This window comes from Streptomyces sp. SUK 48 (assembly GCF_009650765.1).
Lineage (GTDB): Bacteria > Actinomycetota > Actinomycetes > Streptomycetales > Streptomycetaceae > Streptomyces.
Genome location: NZ_CP045740.1, coordinates 759,217 through 773,921 on the forward strand (window position 1 = coordinate 759,217; position 14,705 = coordinate 773,921).

A 14,705-nucleotide genomic window follows, 5' to 3' on the forward strand; every position below is an offset into this window, starting at 1 on the left:
ACGGAGCCCACATGACCACAACACCCCACGACGATCCGGTCCTTCGCCTGCTCACCTTGGACCTGGATCGCGCCGCCGACCCGGGCGTCGAAAGGGGGCGCCCGTTGCGGCCGCGCCGCCAGGCACAGGAACCGATCAGCTCGCGGCGGCCGCCGATCCGAGACCCCTCGGCCGCCGGTATGCCGCCGCACGCGCTCGTGGACAAGGCGCCCGCACAGCGCGGGGCCCCGACCAGCGCGGCCGAGTTGCGCGCGATGCGGGAGGCCGACCTCGACCGTGCGCTCGCCCGGCACGCCGGAACCGGCACGGCCGTACGGGTCGCCCGCTACAGCCTGGTCGAGCCGGGGCAGGACCCCACGGTCCGCCTCGCCCAGACCCAGGTCGTGGTCTGCCGCCGCCACTGGACGACCGCCATCGTCACCTTCGACCGCACCGGGGACGGTAACCCGGCGCTCCGCCCGCAGCTGGGCCGGCTCGTCGCGGCACTGGACGCCGGCGAGATCCACGGCATCGTCGCGCTCTCCCGGGTCGACATCAGCCCCTTCGACGAGAGCTACGCCCGCACCCTCGCCGTCCTCCGCGCCCGCCGCGGCTTCCTGGCCCTGGCCCGCAGCGAGACCAGCATCTGACCGCGCCCCGCAGAAAGAGGCCCCGGCTCACGGGCGCCGGCCCCGGCCCGCGCCCGGATGCGAAGGCGCCGACAGCCGAACGGCGAGAACGCCGAGCGATGCACCAGATCAACTTCAGGAAGAGACCGTCATGACGTCCCCCGCTTTGCACACGCCCCTCGTGGCCCCGCTGCGGCACCAACGCCAGAAACTCACCACGGCAAAACCCGAGATTCCCGCCCTCCTGGTACGCGACCCCTCCACGAAGGAGATCACCGCGCGGGCGTCCCTTTCTCCCTCGACGGTCGAACGCCGGCCCGAGGCCACAGGCGAGAAGGACAGCTGCCCGCCGCGCCACGTCCTGGTGCGCGCGATCCTCTCCTCGGGCCAACTGCCGCGCCCCAGGGCGCCCCGGCCGACCCACTCCGAATGGAGGTCGCAGGAGATACGGCTCCTGCGGGCGTTCGCCCAGCACCTTCGGCCCACGGACATGACAGACGCAGCCGGCATCGCTGCCTGCGGCGTGCCGCGCCCCATGCACACCCCCGTGGACAGCGCAGGCGTCGGCAGCGCGACCGGGCTCATCCGCTACGGGCACCTCTGGAATCTGCTCGATCCGAGGCACGCCCGGGACGCGGCAGGAGCAAGCCGATGAGCGAGCGCGTGGTGCGCAGCCTCAGGACCGGCAGTGACCGGGCCGAGGCCGGGGCCCTGGTGGAGGACCGCCTGGGCAGCCTCGCCCGCAGCGGCCGACCCGTTGCCGCGGCAGCGGACGCTGCCGCCCCCTTCCTGGACCCGCAGAGCTCTCAGGGTGAACCGGTCGGCCTGTACGAGGACGACGTCCTGCTCGCCTGCCTGACCCTCGACCACGCCCCCGACCTCAAGCACTGGGGCCGAGAGGCCGATCGCACCGGCCTCCTCCTGCGCCACCTGTACACGCACCCGGACCACTCGGCCGACAGCGTCTTGCGCATCACCCTGTGGGCCGCCGACTACGCCGCCCGCCAGGGCATACCGCTCCTGCGCGCTGAGGTGCCCGCCCACCACCGCAGGGACACCAATCCCCTCACCGGCTTCCTCGACCGCCTGAAAGGGATGGGGTGGCAGAGCCGGGGGGTCGGGCCCGGCATCGCGGACGACCGCGTCGTCCGCCTCGAGCGGCAGACCGAGGAGATTCCCGGCCTTACCGGCATCGTCCGCCCCGCCCTGCGTGCACGAGACGACGAGAGCGCAGCATGAGCCCACAGCCCCAACTTCCCCTCCTCGCCCGCGACCTCATCACCCGCGTGCAGGAGGCCGCCGAGCACTGGTCGTGCCGTATCCGGCACGGCGTAGACGTCGTGGAGATCGGCCAGTTCCGGCACGTCGATCACGCCAACGCCAGCTTTCTCCAGCTCGTCCTGGCCGAGCACGGCTGGCCGGGACACCGCCTCGTGGGCGTGGACGGCTGCCGTGCCGCCTGGTGCCTCGCCCTTCATGCCGACCGGTTCGACCTCCAGCGCGCGGCAGTCCGCCTCCTTCATCGCGCTGTCGCCGAGGGCGATGCCCCGGGCTGGCAGGAGGTCCACCTCCAGGACCGCGCACTGATCATGGGCGCCCAGGCGCAGGAGTGGGGCACCCAGTACCGGATCACTCCCACCGGAGTGCAGCGGTGCTCTGTTCGGGAGCCTGCCGGACTCGACGCCCGCCGTGCATCGGTCGGCCTGCCGCCCGCCGCCACCGCAATGGCGGCGCTGCTCGACCGCCTCGCCGTATCCCGCCAGGCCGCCGATCCGACCGGCGAGGTCGACGCACTGCTCCCACTGGCGGAGGCGGCATGACGTCGCCCACCGAGCCCACGATTGTTGCGGCCGCCGCGCGTGGTGCAGCGAGCGTGAACCGCATCCACGGGGAGCCCCACTTCACCGGGCCGGTCGTCCAGGCCCGTTCCATCGAGGGCGGCATCCACTACCACGCCACGGCCACAAAGCAGCCTATCCCCCGACAACTCCCACCGATGTTCGCCCATTTCACCGATCGGGACGATGCCCGACGGGCCCTGGACTTGGCCTTTGAATCGGGGTTCAGGCTGTTCGTCGTCAGCGGGATCGGCGGTGTCGGCAAAACGGCGATGGCCGCATTCTGGCTGTCCCAGCGCGCCTTCCCGGACGGCCAGGTGTATGCGGACCTGTCCGCCGGGCGCACGCCCGACCCTCCGGAGGTGATCCTGCGACGGTGGCTGCGGGCCTTCGGCATCGAGCAGCCGCCGGCGGATCTCGCGGAGCTGACCGCGCTGTGGCGCACGGTCACGGCCACCCGCACGGTGGCGCTCCAGGTCGACGGAGTGACATCGCCGGACCAGGTCCGGCCCCTGCTCCCCGCCGGTCCGGACTGCGTGACCGTGGTGACCAGCCGGTCCGCTCTTTTTGAACTGGTCGCGGCCGGCGCCGCACTCCACTCGCTGGACGCCTTCAGCCCGTCCGCCGCGCTGCAACTCCTCGCCCGCCTGGCGGGCCAGGAGCGGATCGCCGCCTTGGCGGACGGCGGTGCCCGCCTGGCCGAGGTGTGCCACCGGCTCCCCCAGCCCCTGGTCCTCGCCGGCGCCCGCCTCGCTTCCCGACCGCGGCACTCCGCCGCGGCCCTCGCCGACTCCCTGGTCCGCCGGACCACGCTCTCCCACACCCACCGTGAGGATCCCATCCAGATGGTCACCATTTCGGCACTCGACGAGACGTACAGCGCACTGGCGCGCGAGATCCAGCACCTCTACCGCCATCTCGGCCTGCTCCCGGTCCACGACGTCAGCCCGGACATGGCCGCCGCGATCACCGGCCTGCCATGGCGCCGAGCCGAGGCCGGCCTGGACGCCCTCGCCGACGAGCATCTGCTGGAGCCGACCGCGACCCACCACGACGGTGTCCACTACCGCCTGGTCTCCGCCGCCCGCGGCCATGCCAGCGAACTGGCCCGGCGACACGACCCCGCAGGCGAGCGCCTCCTCGTGCAGCGACGGCTGTGCGAATGGCTTCTCTCGACCGCCATCCAGGCCCAGCAGCGGCTGACCCCCGCCCAGGCGACCCTCCAGACGTCGCTGGGGAACGCAACCCCGGCCTGCCCGGCCCCGTTCACCGACGACGCCGGTGCCCTGGCCTGGCTGGAGACGTACGAGAGCGCCCTCCTGGACATCCTGCACGTGGCGGAAGAAGCCGGGTGGCACGAGCTCGTCTGGCGCACCGTCGACGCCTTCTGGCCGTACTTCCTGCGCTGCCACCCGTACGAGCTGTGGGTGACCGCGCACGAGATCGGGCTCGCCGCCGCCCGGCATGCAGGCAACGACGAGGCCGTCCGCCAGATGCTCGCCTCCGGCGCCATCGGCCTGACCTCGGCAGGCCGCTTGGACGAAGCGATCACCTGGTACACCCACGCCCTTGAGGCCGCCCGCGCCGTGGGCGACACCCGCGACGAGGGACAGGCGCTGCACGGCCTCGGCACGTGCCACTGGAAGGCCGGACGGCCCAGCCACGCCCGCACTCTGCTGACGCAGGCCATCACCCGGTGGGAGGCATGCGGCTACCCGCGCGGCGTCGCGCTCACGACGATCGTGCTCGGCGAGATCGCGCTCACCGACGACGTCGGCCACGCACCGGAGCTGTTCACGAGGGCCCACGTCCTGCTGCTGGATTCCTGCGACCCCTACGAGGCCGCCCGCGCACTCGCCCTCAAGGGCCACGCCCGCGTCCTGACCGGCGAAACCGCCGCCGGTATCGAGGAGATGGAGAGCGCCCTGCGGATGCTGGCGGAGGCAGGCTCCACCCCCTGGCAGGCCCGCACCCTGGAACTGCTCGGCCACGGCTACCGGCAACAGGGCGAGCCCCAGATCGCGGGCGACTGCTACCGGCGGGCCGCGGCCCTGTACGAGCGCATCAGCCCGGCCGCTGCCGAGCGAGTGCGCGAGCTGGAGAGCGCACTGTGACCGCGCCCTGCGGCGCCCGGGCCGTGGTCAGGCAGCTCGTCGCTCCCACGAAGGACGGCCATTCGTGCGGGGACGAGGCATGCCACGACGCCTCGGTGGACGACATCGTCGTCGGCGCCGCGCTGCAACGCGCGGTCCGACGCTGGGACCAGGCATAACAAAACCCCGAAACACTTCTGAAGAAAATATCCGACGAGTAAGGCCCGAGAATCGGAACACCTCGCAACTCCTGCGCTGGGTCGCGCCGGGCTCGTATCGGAAAGCATCAGACCACCTACTCGGCAAGAGAGACACGGATCGTAAGTAGTGAGCAGCAAGAAGAAGCACATCGTGTACGCCCTGATCTGCGGCAGCCTCATGTTCCTTGTCGTGATATCCCAGCAAACGGCACAGCCGCGTCAACAGTGGGCTGCGGCTCCGACTTCGTGAATCTGAATTCCAGGCACTTCTATCGATCGCTTGAAGGGTCCATGCACTTCTCTCAGTGGCCGTCGACGCATATCGCGTCCCGGAAGAACTCCCCGCGCGAGTTATTCGTCAGCGCGGGCGGTCTGCTCCTGCTGGGCAGCCTCCCCACCCTCTTGGCCAGCGTGCTGTCCAGCGCTTTTGTTTTCGGCGGCGTCCTCTGGCCCCGCTCGGTCCTCACTCTGGTCGAGGCCGTGAACATCACCACCACGGTCCTGCAACTGCTGTGGCTGGCCCGGCTCTTGAGCGCCAGGAGGCGGGCGGTCCGCCTCCCGCATCGCGTCTTCCTGATCCTGGCCTTCAGCACTGTCGGGATCCTGGCCGTAGGCGGCCTCCTGCGGCATCCGGACGGGCCCTTCCTTCACGAGTACCCGGTCCGTGCCGTCCTTCTGGCGTGGCTGTGTTACGAGCTGTACCGCTGGCACGGCATTCCGCTGTCCGCTCCGGCCGCCGGCAGTCGCGCGGTCCGCTGGGAGGCCACGTGGCAGATGACACAGACGGTCTTCTCCTACTGCGGCATCGGCGGCTTGAGCACGTTCATGGCGGTTCTCGCGCTGCGGTCGTTCGGGCCGCAGTGGCTGCCGGTCATGCGCACCAGCCAGCTCACCGCACTCGGCGGCTTCAGCGCCACGGACATGATGTTCTTCGCCCTTGCCTGGACTGTCGTGCTGGAGGGCAGCGTGATCGGCGCGACGGCGATACTGCTGTGCGCCGCGCGCAGGCCCTCCTGGCAGATCTACGGCATCGTCGCCGCAGTCGAGATCATTTTCCACTCTTATTTCGGCGTACCCGCTCTTTTCATGGGCGTATACGCAGTCCTGTGCACCAAGTTCTACATCAGGGATTCCCGGTTCCAGATCCTCCCGCTCCTGGCCGGACACGCCATTTTCGACACCGTCGGTCTGCTCGTCAGCAGCTGTTCCCTGCCCGAAAAGATTTGCTTGGGTGCAGCACTTTCCATCGTTGTGAGCGCGGGCGAGTGTTGGCTCGCCGTAAAGACAGGCCGGCGCGCCAAGTTCTTCATGCGGCCCAGGCTCCCCCACTTCACGTTGCCGTTCCGAACCGTCCGGCCGCCAGCCGATATCCCTGCCGCCGACCGTTCCATGACGGGCTCTGAAATCTCATGACGACCGCACGCGACAAGCCGCCGGGCCTGGCTGCGGTACTCGGGCCGGTACTCGACGAAACAGCTGCTGAGCTCGGCCCGTTCCCTGCGCGCGACCCAGGCCACAGCAGCCGCATACGCAGCGCCCATGCGGGCACCGAACCCGTCGCCGAGCTCAACCTGCGGTTGCAGGACATGCTCACCGGCGCCCTCACCCGCGCATGGCCCGAAGTGCCGGTCATCACCCAAGGGCAGCACCACGCCCTTGAGGTGCTGCCCGACGACTGCGTCCTGCTCGCCCCTCCCAGCGGCATCAGCCCGTCCGGGGACCGCAGGGCCGACTGCGCTGTCACCGCCTGCCGCATCCGAGCGGGATTCCCCGTCGAGGGCATCGTGGACCTGCCCTTCTACGGAGTACGCGTCGAGGTCGACCGAGGCATGCTGAGCGTCACGGGAGATACCGACCGGCTGCCCGCGTTTCCCCGGGACACCGTGCTGACCTGCCCCCACCACCTCGACCTGGCCCGCCGGCTACTTCCCGGCCGGCCGGTCGCGGAAGTGCCCACCGTCGGCATCAAGTTGGTCCTGGTCGCGCTCCGCCGGGCGCAAGCCGCTGTCTGCCTTCCCACGTCCGGATGCGGCACTGCGCCGTGGGACTACGCCGGTGCCGCGCTGGCCGTGCACAGCATGGGCGGGAAAGCCGTCGCGTCGGACGGCAGCGACCTCGCCCACAGCAGACCCCGAGCCCACGCCGGCTGGCTCGCCGCCCACACCCTCCACGCGGCAGCCGACCTCGCACCGCTCATGCACGCCGCCTCGTCCCCGTCGAGCGCGGGTGCGGCCTCATCCCTCCCGCCGTCGTCGACCCAGGACTGCGCATGACCACCTCTCTCACTGGGCCGGCGAGCCTCACTGCGGCCGAGCTCCGCGTGGCCACCCTGCTCGTCCACGGCATGACCAAAAAAGCGATCGGCCGGCAGATCTTCCTGTCCATGGCCGGGGTCACCACCCACCTGAAGTCGGTGCGAAAGAAGTTGGGCGTCCCGGGCTGCTCCCTCGCCGTCCTCGTGCACACCCTGCTCACAGCAGGAGCAGTCCCACCGCCGGCCGCCTCCCGGATTGCCCCGGACTTCACACCGGACGAGTGCAAGACCATCCGGGCGATCGCCGAGCACACCGGCAACAGGAACATCGGCGCCGCGATCGGTGTGCGCGCCCGTGACGTGTGCACCGAGGTCGACGCCGTCATCGCCAAGGCCGACGTCGACAGCGCGCACCAGCTGGTCGGCCTGGCCCACGTCTGGGACATCCTCGACGTCCGCGCGGGCGATCCCCGCGGCGCCTCCACCTCATCCGTCACGGGCACGCTGTGAAGCGCGCGAACACGCCGACGCTGAGCCGGCGCTCCGGCAAGCTGGTCCGGCAAACCGATGCCGAGGCCCGGTCGTTACGGGCGTACTGGGTCGGTGAATCCACGAGCCTGGCCGGCTCCTTTGTCCACGCGGTGGCTCTGCCGGTGGTCGCCGTGGTGGAGTTGCACGCGACACCGCGTCAGGTGTCGCTGCTGGCCGCCGCCGCGACCGCTGCGGCGGTCGTGCTCGCGCTGCCCGCGGGCGTGGTGGGTGACCGGTGCGCGAAGCGGCCGCTGATGGTGGCCACGGACCTGACGGCGGCCGCGGTGGTCACAACGGTTCCCCTCTGCTGGGCCACCGGATCGCTGTCGATGCCTGTTCTCTACGTCGTCGCGCTACTGCTGGGCGTCCTGACGGTGTTTCACCAGGCCGCGTCGATCGCGATCGTTCCGGACCTCGTCCGCCCGCAGGGCCTGCCCTCCGCCCATTCCCGGATAGGGGCCGCGTGCGCGGTCGCGGACACCGCGGGCACCTACGGCGGCACGCTCGTCGTCGCCCTGGCAGGCGCCGCCCGCACCTTGTGGCTGGACGCCCTGTCCTACTTCGTCAGCGCCTGCTGCGCCCTGCGGATCACACCCGGACCGGCCGCTGATCCACAAGGCGGTCGGCCCGCGGGGGTGATCGGCGACATACGCGAGGGTGTCGGCTACGTGATGCGGGACGCGATCCAGCGGCCCCTGGTCCTGGCCCTGACCGCGTACGCCTACGCCGACGGCATCGTGACCACCTACACCGCCTACACCCTGCTGACCCGGCTGCACGCCGGCAGCACCGGCCTGGGAGTGGTGATGGGCGTCACCGGAGCCGGAGGGCTGGCGGGAGCACTCCTCTCCTGTCGAATCACGGCGCGGTTCGGGCCGGGCCGGACCATCGTGGCCGGATTCGCCGCCTACGCGGTGTGCGGGGTGCCGCTCCTGGTGGCCCGGCCCGGTGCGGGCTGGCTGAGCGTGATCGCCGTCGCCGGGGCGCTGAAGACGGCCGTCGGCGTGGCCGCCGGCAGCACCCACCGCGCGTTGCGCCAGCAGTTGTGTCCGCCGCACCTGCAGTCCCGCGCCCAGCAGACCGCGGTCTGGCTGGCGTCCGGGGTCAGACCGCTGGCGGCCCTGACCGCCGGCGGCATCGCCGCCATCTGCGGAGTACGGGCCGCTCTGCTCGCCGGGACCGTCCTCTACCTCATCCCGGCAGCCCTCGTGCAGGCATCCCGGGCCGGGAGGCTCGCCGCGATGCCCTGCACCCCTGGCGATCCCCTCACGGCCCCCGACACCCTCAACGGTCAGACGAGGTCGCCTGCATGAAGAAGCCGTCCGATGGACGCCACGCCCACGAAGAACCGAGCGGACCAGACGAGCGAGCCTGGCAGCAGGACCCGCTGCTGTCGACGCTCCGCGACATCGGCGGCTGCCTCGCCGTGATCTTGATGGGAGTTCTGATCACCGTTCTGGTGTCGGCGGCCCGCGACGCCCGGTCGCGGATCGGCGACGTCAGGCAGCTACGCCGCTGTTCTGTCGACACGAATCGGGGCGGGGAGAGCGCGCAGATGGTCGCTCAGCGCTGTAGCCGAGCCGGCCGCCCAGGCGTCGAGCAGTCGCTCCAGTCGCGTCAAACGCTCGCGGGCGGTAGCCCGGAGCCGCGGCGGGGGATCCGGTCGAGTACGTCCAGCGCAGGGCCGACCGCCCGGTCCGGAGCATCGCGGGCTCCCGCGAGCGCGAGGACGAGGGTGGCGGCCACCCACCCCAGCGTCTCGGCGGGCACGGCGGCGAGCGACTCGCGGACGACGCCGGCCGCTCGGCCGAAGCGTTCGAGGGTGAGGTACCTCTCGGCGACCTCGTTAGCAACTCACGAAGGAAGATCATGGGCACGCAGCGGCACCCGGGCTCAGTCGCCGGCGGACTGGCAGCCGAACGACAGGACGGTGGCGGCATCCACGTGCCGTTCCTCTCCGGGTTACGCGACGGCGTGAAGGAGTTCGGACACGCCTTCCGCCGTCCGGTAGGGCGTGAAGGCGGGGGTCAGATCACGGACGAGCTGAACGCATCGTGGAGCTCCGATTCGTTCAGCCAGGCGGAGTGCTTCGAGGGCGTCGGCAGCTGCAGCTTCGGGTTCCCGACGGCTGAGGTGGCCTTGCGCCCGGTAGGCGAGGAAGACTCCGCGGGTCTTGTCACGGCTGGCCGGCAGGAGCGCTTGGCCTTCGGCGATGAGGCGGTGTGCCTGGGTCGTGTCGCCGAGATCGAGCAGGCAGCGGCCCGCGTCGACGGCGAGGTCGGCGTCCGAGTACCAGGAGCACCAGGCGGGCAAGTCGCCGTTGTTTCCGGCACTGAGGAGGCGTTCGGCCGCGTGCAGGGAGTGTTGGGTTGCGCGGCGTTCGCCGAGCGCGGCCTGGGCGCGTGCCAGGCGCAGGTGCAGCAGCGAGCTGGCAGCGGGGTGGGTGGTGCGGCTGAGGGCCTTGGTGAGGATGCCGGCGGCGGTGGTGGGGTCGTTCCGCCAGGATGCCTGGTAGGCGAGGTCGCTGAGGAGGGCGGCGCCCATGTCCCGGTCGTTCCCGGCGTGGGCGTTGTGCAGCCCGGCGATCCAGTACCGGCTGGCGGCGCCGTGCTGGCCGTGGTCGAAGCGGATCCAGGCGACGGTCTGGGAGAGGCCGGCGGCGAGCTTGTGCAGGCGCGCTCCCAGGGGGCGGGTGTAGCGCTGCTCCTCGATCAGGTCGGTGACGCGGGCGAGGTGGGCGTCGTAGAGGGGTGCGAGGTGCTGGCGTTGTTCGGTGGCCAGCGTGTTGAGGCGTGCGCTGGTCTCCTCCAGCAGGGTCACGACGTCCTCGCCGACCGCGGCGCCGGGGCGAGGGGGGCTGGCGGCGAGAGCCGTGGGTTCGGTTCCGGCCCAGCTTCCGGCAAGGACGACGAGCGCGGATCCGGGGATGGTGCTGAGCAGGGTTCGACGGTCCATGGTGTGCAGGGCCTCTCGCAGAGCGGTCACGGTGTTGGCGTGGCCGAGCGGCACGACACCCCGGTCGACGCGAGGAAGCCAGGCAGGCCAGGTGGCAGGATCCACGTCATCTGCCGGGATGCCCAGGGCCTCCGCGATGTAGGTCTGGGAGACGGCGTCGGGCCGTACTTTGTTGACCTCCCACTTGCGCACCCGGGTCTTGTCCACGCCGGAGCGAAGCCCGTGACGACGGGCGGCGACGTGCACGGCCTCGGCGAACTCAACACGGTTGAGACCGCGCGCGATTCTGACGGCGGCCAGCGGGTGGGGTGTGCGCTCATCCTCGTCCACGACGAAATCCAATCAGGCAGGCACGGCCTGAGCGTACTGCCGCAGACAGCGGGACTCCCGCGGGACTCCCGTCAGCACCTGTGGCTGCACGCACAGTTGGCCGACACTCGATCATCCCAGCGACCTTTCGGGCGCTGTGGCGATTCGCCCCGGCTCCGTTTGCACGGTGTATCTGTGCGCACCCGGCTGCGTTCTTCGACGACGAGCGGGTGCCTTGTGAAAGGACTTCCTCAGTGATCAAGCAATCCTTGACGGTGGATGAAGTCGTCGGTGGCGTGGCCGACCGCTATGCCGCTCTCGGTTTCCAGACCCGTGGAGACCTCGGGCAGCACTTCCTTCGGACGATGGACTGCGCGCACGCCCTGCTGGAGCGGGCCGGTATACCGGCGGGAGCACAGGTGCTCGAGGTCGGTGCGGGGCTGGGCACGCTCTCCTCGGCGATCGCGTCCGCCGGACACCGCATCTGGGCGGTGGAGAAGGACGAGCGGCTGCGGGACCACCTGACGGAGCGGCTCGCCCCGTTCGGGGCCCGAGCCCGCGTCACCTTCGACGACGTACGCCGCGTCGACCTGGACGGCGGCCTGGACCTCGGCAGCGCGCTGGTCTCCATCATGCCGTTCGACCCCGATCTGTCCGCCGACCTGATCCGGCACGTGTTCGCCTGCCCCCGCGTGGAGTACGGACTCGTGGTCGTCCCCAGCGCCAGCTCCGTGCTGCTCAGCCGTCACGCGGACCTGGTGGTGGAGGAGGTCGACGGCATTGCCCGGGCCTCCTTCTGGCCGCCGGCTCCCACCGTGCTGCGGGTCCTCGCGGTCGGCCGGAGGTCGACGTGCAGCAGTTGATCGCCACGGGTTGCTTCCACTCCTCGCTGCCCGACGGCCGCCGTGCCCTGTCGGCGCTGCGCTCCGCGCGGAAGACCGGGGCACTCGTCGTCGACGCAGGTGACTTCTTCTCCGGGAGCGCCTTCCACGCCTTCTCCGGCGGCCGCGTGGAGGAAGGGCTTTTGGCCGAGCTGTACGACGCGGTGGTCCCCGGCAACCACGACCTCTCCGACTTGATGCGGCTGCGCCGCCCCGAGGCGTTTCCGCCGGTCGTCTGCGCCAACGTCTCTCCACCGGCCGCCTTCGCCGGCCGGTGGACGTCCGGGCTGCTGCTGCACGGTGCGGGCCTACGGGTCGGGATCGTCGGCTACCTGGGCGAACAGGCGTACGAGGCAATCCCTCAGGCCGAGCGTGCGGGTTTCACCTACCGGGCCCCGACGGCCATGCTGATCGCCGCCGAGGCCGAAGCGCTGCGGTCGGCCGGTGCCGATGTGGTGGTCGGGGTGAGCCACAGCGGCTTCCTGGTCGATGTCGCCGACCAGGAGGCCGAGTGGCCGCTGACCACGGTGATCTCCTCGCACTGCCACTCCCCGTGGACGCACTGGACGCAGGGGACCCGGCACGTGGCCAAGCCGGCCGCGCTGGGCGCCGGGCTGCTCCGCCTCGACCTCGGCGTCGACGGTCTGCTCAGCGTGCGCCACGACGCTCCCGCCGCGAGCGGCGGCGCGGAACAGCCGTTCATGGAAGCGGAGTTGAAGGCGTTCACGGCATGGGGGGATCAGCCTGTGGGCCGTCTCGCGACCGCCCTGCCCCGGCGAGAGGACGCCGCCCGCCTCTTGGCCGCCGGCGCGCTGCACGCGACGGGCGCCGACGCCTTCGTCCTCAACACCTACACGCTGCGAGCAGGACTGCCGTCCGAGGTGACCCGGGCGGCGCTGTGGGCCTGCGCGCCCTTCGACAGCGACCTCGTCGTGCTGGACGGCGCCCACTCGCCGCGTGCTCTGGCCGCGCGGGCTCGCGAGCTGGGCGAGGCCCTCACCGTCGCGCCGGCCCCGGCGGCCGCGGACCCGAGGCGCGTCGCCACCACGTCCTACCTCGCCGGGCGTCTGCGACTGCCCGCCCGGCCTCCCCTGACGCCGTGCACGCTGCACGGCGTCCTCACCGCCCACCTGGAGACGTTATGACCGATTTACTTCATCTGGATGCCCGCGAACTGACCTGCGGCCCGAGCGCACCGGACGCCTTCGCGCACGCCTTCGACGGCCCCGGGGCCGCGAGGGCGCTCGTCACCTTCGGGTCCGAGAACCACGACGGAAATCTGGACCTCGCGCTGAGTCTGCTGTCCGCCCTGGGCACGGTCCTGGCCCTCTACCCGGATCGGGGCTGCTGGGACGAGCTGACGGTCCGCGACGACGTCGACCCCGGCCGTACCCACGGCGTGGGCGAGAACCGGCTGCATGTCGACCTCGTCGACCGCGACCGCACCCCGCGCCTGATCGCCCTGTACTGCGTGCGCGCGGACCCGGCCGGCGGCGGCGCCTCCGCCCTGTCCGACCTCCGCACCGCTGCCGAGGACCTCGACGAGGCGGACCGCGATCTGCTGCGGCGGCCGGTCTTCTCCTACTTCACCGACCACGGGGTGCACGGCGTCGGTGAGGGCCTGGCCCGCTTCCCCGTCCTGCCCAGGCACCTCGACGACCGGGAACCGATCCGCTTCACCTCCAAGATGCTCCCCCACCTCCAGCGCGGCGAACTGGTGGACGGCGGCGCCCCCGAGCAAGTCGCAGCCGCGTTCGGTCGTCTCGTGGCTGCCGCCGAGGCGCGGCGTACCACCGTGCGGTTGCAGCCCGGCCAGCTCCTCGTCTTCGACCAGTGGCGCTACGCCCACGGCCGGATGCCGCTGGGCCCGGGCCAGCGCGACCTGCCGCCCGGCCAGCGCAGGCTGCTGAAGCAGGCATACGGCCACCGCTTTGAGGCGACCGGAGAAGCCCGATGATCCTCACCGGACCCGCGATCCGCGAAGCCGTCGCCAACGGGACGATCACCATCGACCCCTTCGAGCCCGAGCTGCTGAACCCCAACAGCTACAACTACCGGCTCGGCGACCAGCTGCAAGAACTCACGAGCAGGCCGGCCGATCCCACCGTGCCCGCCCGCACGCGCGCCATCGACCTGAGCGACGGCGGCTTCGTGCTCCAGCCGGGCACCGTCTACCTGGGCACGACCGTCGAGACGATCGGCAGCGAGGACTTCGTCACCAGCCTGATCGGCCGCTCCTCCCTCGGCCGGCTCGGCTGCTTCCTGCAGATCTCCGCCGACCTCGGCCAACTCGGCGCCGTGCACCGCTGGACGCTGGAGATCACCGTGGTCCAGCCGCTGCGGATCTACCCGGGTATGCGCGTGGGCCAGGTCTCCTTCTGGCGTCCGGCCGGCCACCGCTCCCCCTACCGCGGGCACTACGGCACCCTCAGCGTCCCCGCCGCCTGGTCGCCCCGCGCCGCCGCCGGCCACGGCGCGGCCCCCACCCCTCGCCTCCAGGAGGTGACCGCATGATCCTCACCGGCCCCGAGATCACGTCCCGCGTCAAGGACGGCCGCATCCGCATCGAACCCTTCGACACGAGCCACGCCCAGCCCAACTCCTACGACTTCCACCTCGGCGAGACCATCGGCTCCTACACCAGCCACATCCTGGACTGCGCCCGCGACAACGCCTTCGAACAGCAGCCCATCCCCACCGACGGGTTCGAACTGCAGCCCCACCGCATCTACCTGGCCGCCACCCGGGAGCGGATCGGCAGCGACCACTTTGTGCCGATCATCCGGGCCCGCTCCTCCATCGCCCGCCTGGGCCTGTTCGTCCACGTCACCGCCGACCTGATCGACCTCGGCTCCTTCGGTCAGCTCACCCTGCAACTGCACGCCGTGCAGCCGGTACGCATCTACCCCGGCATGCTGATCGGGCAGGTCACCTTCTGGGAGACGACCGGGGAACGCGTCCTGTACGAGGGCAAGTACCAGCACAGCAGCGGCCCGCAGCCCTCCAAGGCCCATCTCGACTTCGAGGACCGGTGAA

The 14,705-nt window shown here is 71.2% G+C and carries 16 protein-coding genes; 15 read left to right on the top strand and 1 reads right to left on the bottom strand.

Going from position 1 to position 14,705, the window contains the following annotated elements; translation table 11 throughout:
- The first annotated feature begins 11 nt into the window (after window positions 1–11).
- From GHR20_RS03360 to GHR20_RS03405, 10 genes are all read left to right on the top strand, one after another.
- Window positions 12–629 carry a hypothetical protein gene (locus GHR20_RS03360; protein ID WP_153812147.1) on the top strand — a complete coding sequence of 206 codons (618 nt, stop codon included), beginning with the start codon at window positions 12–14 and terminating at the stop codon, window positions 627–629.
- Window positions 630–759: 130 nt separating this feature from the next.
- Window positions 760–1,263, top strand: a complete 504-nt coding sequence (locus tag GHR20_RS03365; protein ID WP_153812148.1) for a hypothetical protein — start codon at window positions 760–762, stop codon at window positions 1,261–1,263.
- Window positions 1,260–1,847 carry a hypothetical protein gene (locus tag GHR20_RS03370; protein ID WP_153812149.1) on the top strand — a complete coding sequence of 196 codons (588 nt, stop codon included), beginning with the start codon at window positions 1,260–1,262 and terminating at the stop codon, window positions 1,845–1,847. Before GHR20_RS03365 ends, GHR20_RS03370 begins: the two co-directional genes overlap by 4 nt.
- A complete protein-coding gene (locus tag GHR20_RS03375; RefSeq protein ID WP_153812150.1) occupies window positions 1,844–2,428 on the top strand; it encodes a DUF6624 domain-containing protein in 585 nt (194 codons plus the stop codon). Before GHR20_RS03370 ends, GHR20_RS03375 begins: the two co-directional genes overlap by 4 nt.
- Window positions 2,429–2,481: 53 nt before the next feature.
- Complete coding sequence (locus GHR20_RS03380; RefSeq protein WP_243877897.1) at window positions 2,482–4,560, top strand: tetratricopeptide repeat protein; 2,079 nt, start codon at window positions 2,482–2,484, stop codon at window positions 4,558–4,560.
- On the top strand, window positions 4,557–4,718 hold the full coding sequence (locus GHR20_RS03385; RefSeq protein WP_153812152.1) for a hypothetical protein: 162 nt from the start codon (window positions 4,557–4,559) through the stop codon (window positions 4,716–4,718). Before GHR20_RS03380 ends, GHR20_RS03385 begins: the two co-directional genes overlap by 4 nt.
- 312 nt (window positions 4,719–5,030) lie before the next feature.
- Window positions 5,031–6,152 (top strand): hypothetical protein, encoded by a 1,122-nt coding sequence (locus GHR20_RS03390; RefSeq protein ID WP_153812153.1) that lies wholly within the window; start codon window positions 5,031–5,033, stop codon window positions 6,150–6,152.
- Window positions 6,149–7,012 carry an inositol monophosphatase family protein gene (locus GHR20_RS03395; protein ID WP_153812154.1) on the top strand — a complete coding sequence of 288 codons (864 nt, stop codon included), beginning with the start codon at window positions 6,149–6,151 and terminating at the stop codon, window positions 7,010–7,012. Before GHR20_RS03390 ends, GHR20_RS03395 begins: the two co-directional genes overlap by 4 nt.
- Window positions 7,009–7,503, top strand: a complete 495-nt coding sequence (locus tag GHR20_RS03400; protein ID WP_153812155.1) for a LuxR C-terminal-related transcriptional regulator — start codon at window positions 7,009–7,011, stop codon at window positions 7,501–7,503. Before GHR20_RS03395 ends, GHR20_RS03400 begins: the two co-directional genes overlap by 4 nt.
- On the top strand, window positions 7,500–8,837 hold the full coding sequence (locus GHR20_RS03405) for an MFS transporter (RefSeq protein WP_153812156.1): 1,338 nt from the start codon (window positions 7,500–7,502) through the stop codon (window positions 8,835–8,837). Before GHR20_RS03400 ends, GHR20_RS03405 begins: the two co-directional genes overlap by 4 nt.
- 649 nt (window positions 8,838–9,486) lie before the next feature.
- On the opposite strand, the gene GHR20_RS03410 is transcribed toward GHR20_RS03405, so the two are convergent.
- Window positions 9,487–10,809, bottom strand: a complete 1,323-nt coding sequence (locus tag GHR20_RS03410; protein WP_153812157.1) for a helix-turn-helix transcriptional regulator — start codon at window positions 10,807–10,809, stop codon at window positions 9,487–9,489.
- Window positions 10,810–11,042: 233 nt separating this feature from the next.
- Between GHR20_RS03410 and GHR20_RS37060 the strand changes: the two genes are divergently transcribed.
- From GHR20_RS37060 to dcd, 5 genes are read left to right on the top strand one after another with little or no spacing between them, the layout of a single operon-like run.
- Window positions 11,043–11,651, top strand: a complete 609-nt coding sequence (locus GHR20_RS37060; RefSeq protein WP_208446833.1) for an rRNA adenine N-6-methyltransferase family protein — start codon at window positions 11,043–11,045, stop codon at window positions 11,649–11,651.
- Window positions 11,639–12,814: a metallophosphoesterase gene (locus tag GHR20_RS03420; protein WP_153812158.1), complete on the top strand. Its 1,176-nt coding sequence runs from the start codon at window positions 11,639–11,641 to the stop codon at window positions 12,812–12,814. The genes GHR20_RS37060 and GHR20_RS03420 overlap by 13 nt, the downstream gene beginning before the upstream one ends.
- Window positions 12,811–13,626: a TauD/TfdA family dioxygenase gene (locus tag GHR20_RS03425; RefSeq protein WP_153812159.1), complete on the top strand. Its 816-nt coding sequence runs from the start codon at window positions 12,811–12,813 to the stop codon at window positions 13,624–13,626. The genes GHR20_RS03420 and GHR20_RS03425 overlap by 4 nt, the downstream gene beginning before the upstream one ends.
- The gene (locus tag GHR20_RS03430; RefSeq protein ID WP_153812160.1) at window positions 13,623–14,183 is read left to right on the top strand and encodes a deoxycytidine deaminase; all 561 of its coding nucleotides are present in this window, start codon (window positions 13,623–13,625) and stop codon (window positions 14,181–14,183) included. Before GHR20_RS03425 ends, GHR20_RS03430 begins: the two co-directional genes overlap by 4 nt.
- Window positions 14,180–14,704, top strand: coding sequence for a dCTP deaminase (gene dcd, locus GHR20_RS03435; protein WP_153812161.1), 525 nt, complete (start codon window positions 14,180–14,182; stop codon window positions 14,702–14,704). Before GHR20_RS03430 ends, dcd begins: the two co-directional genes overlap by 4 nt.
- Window position 14,705: the final 1 nt, after the last annotated feature.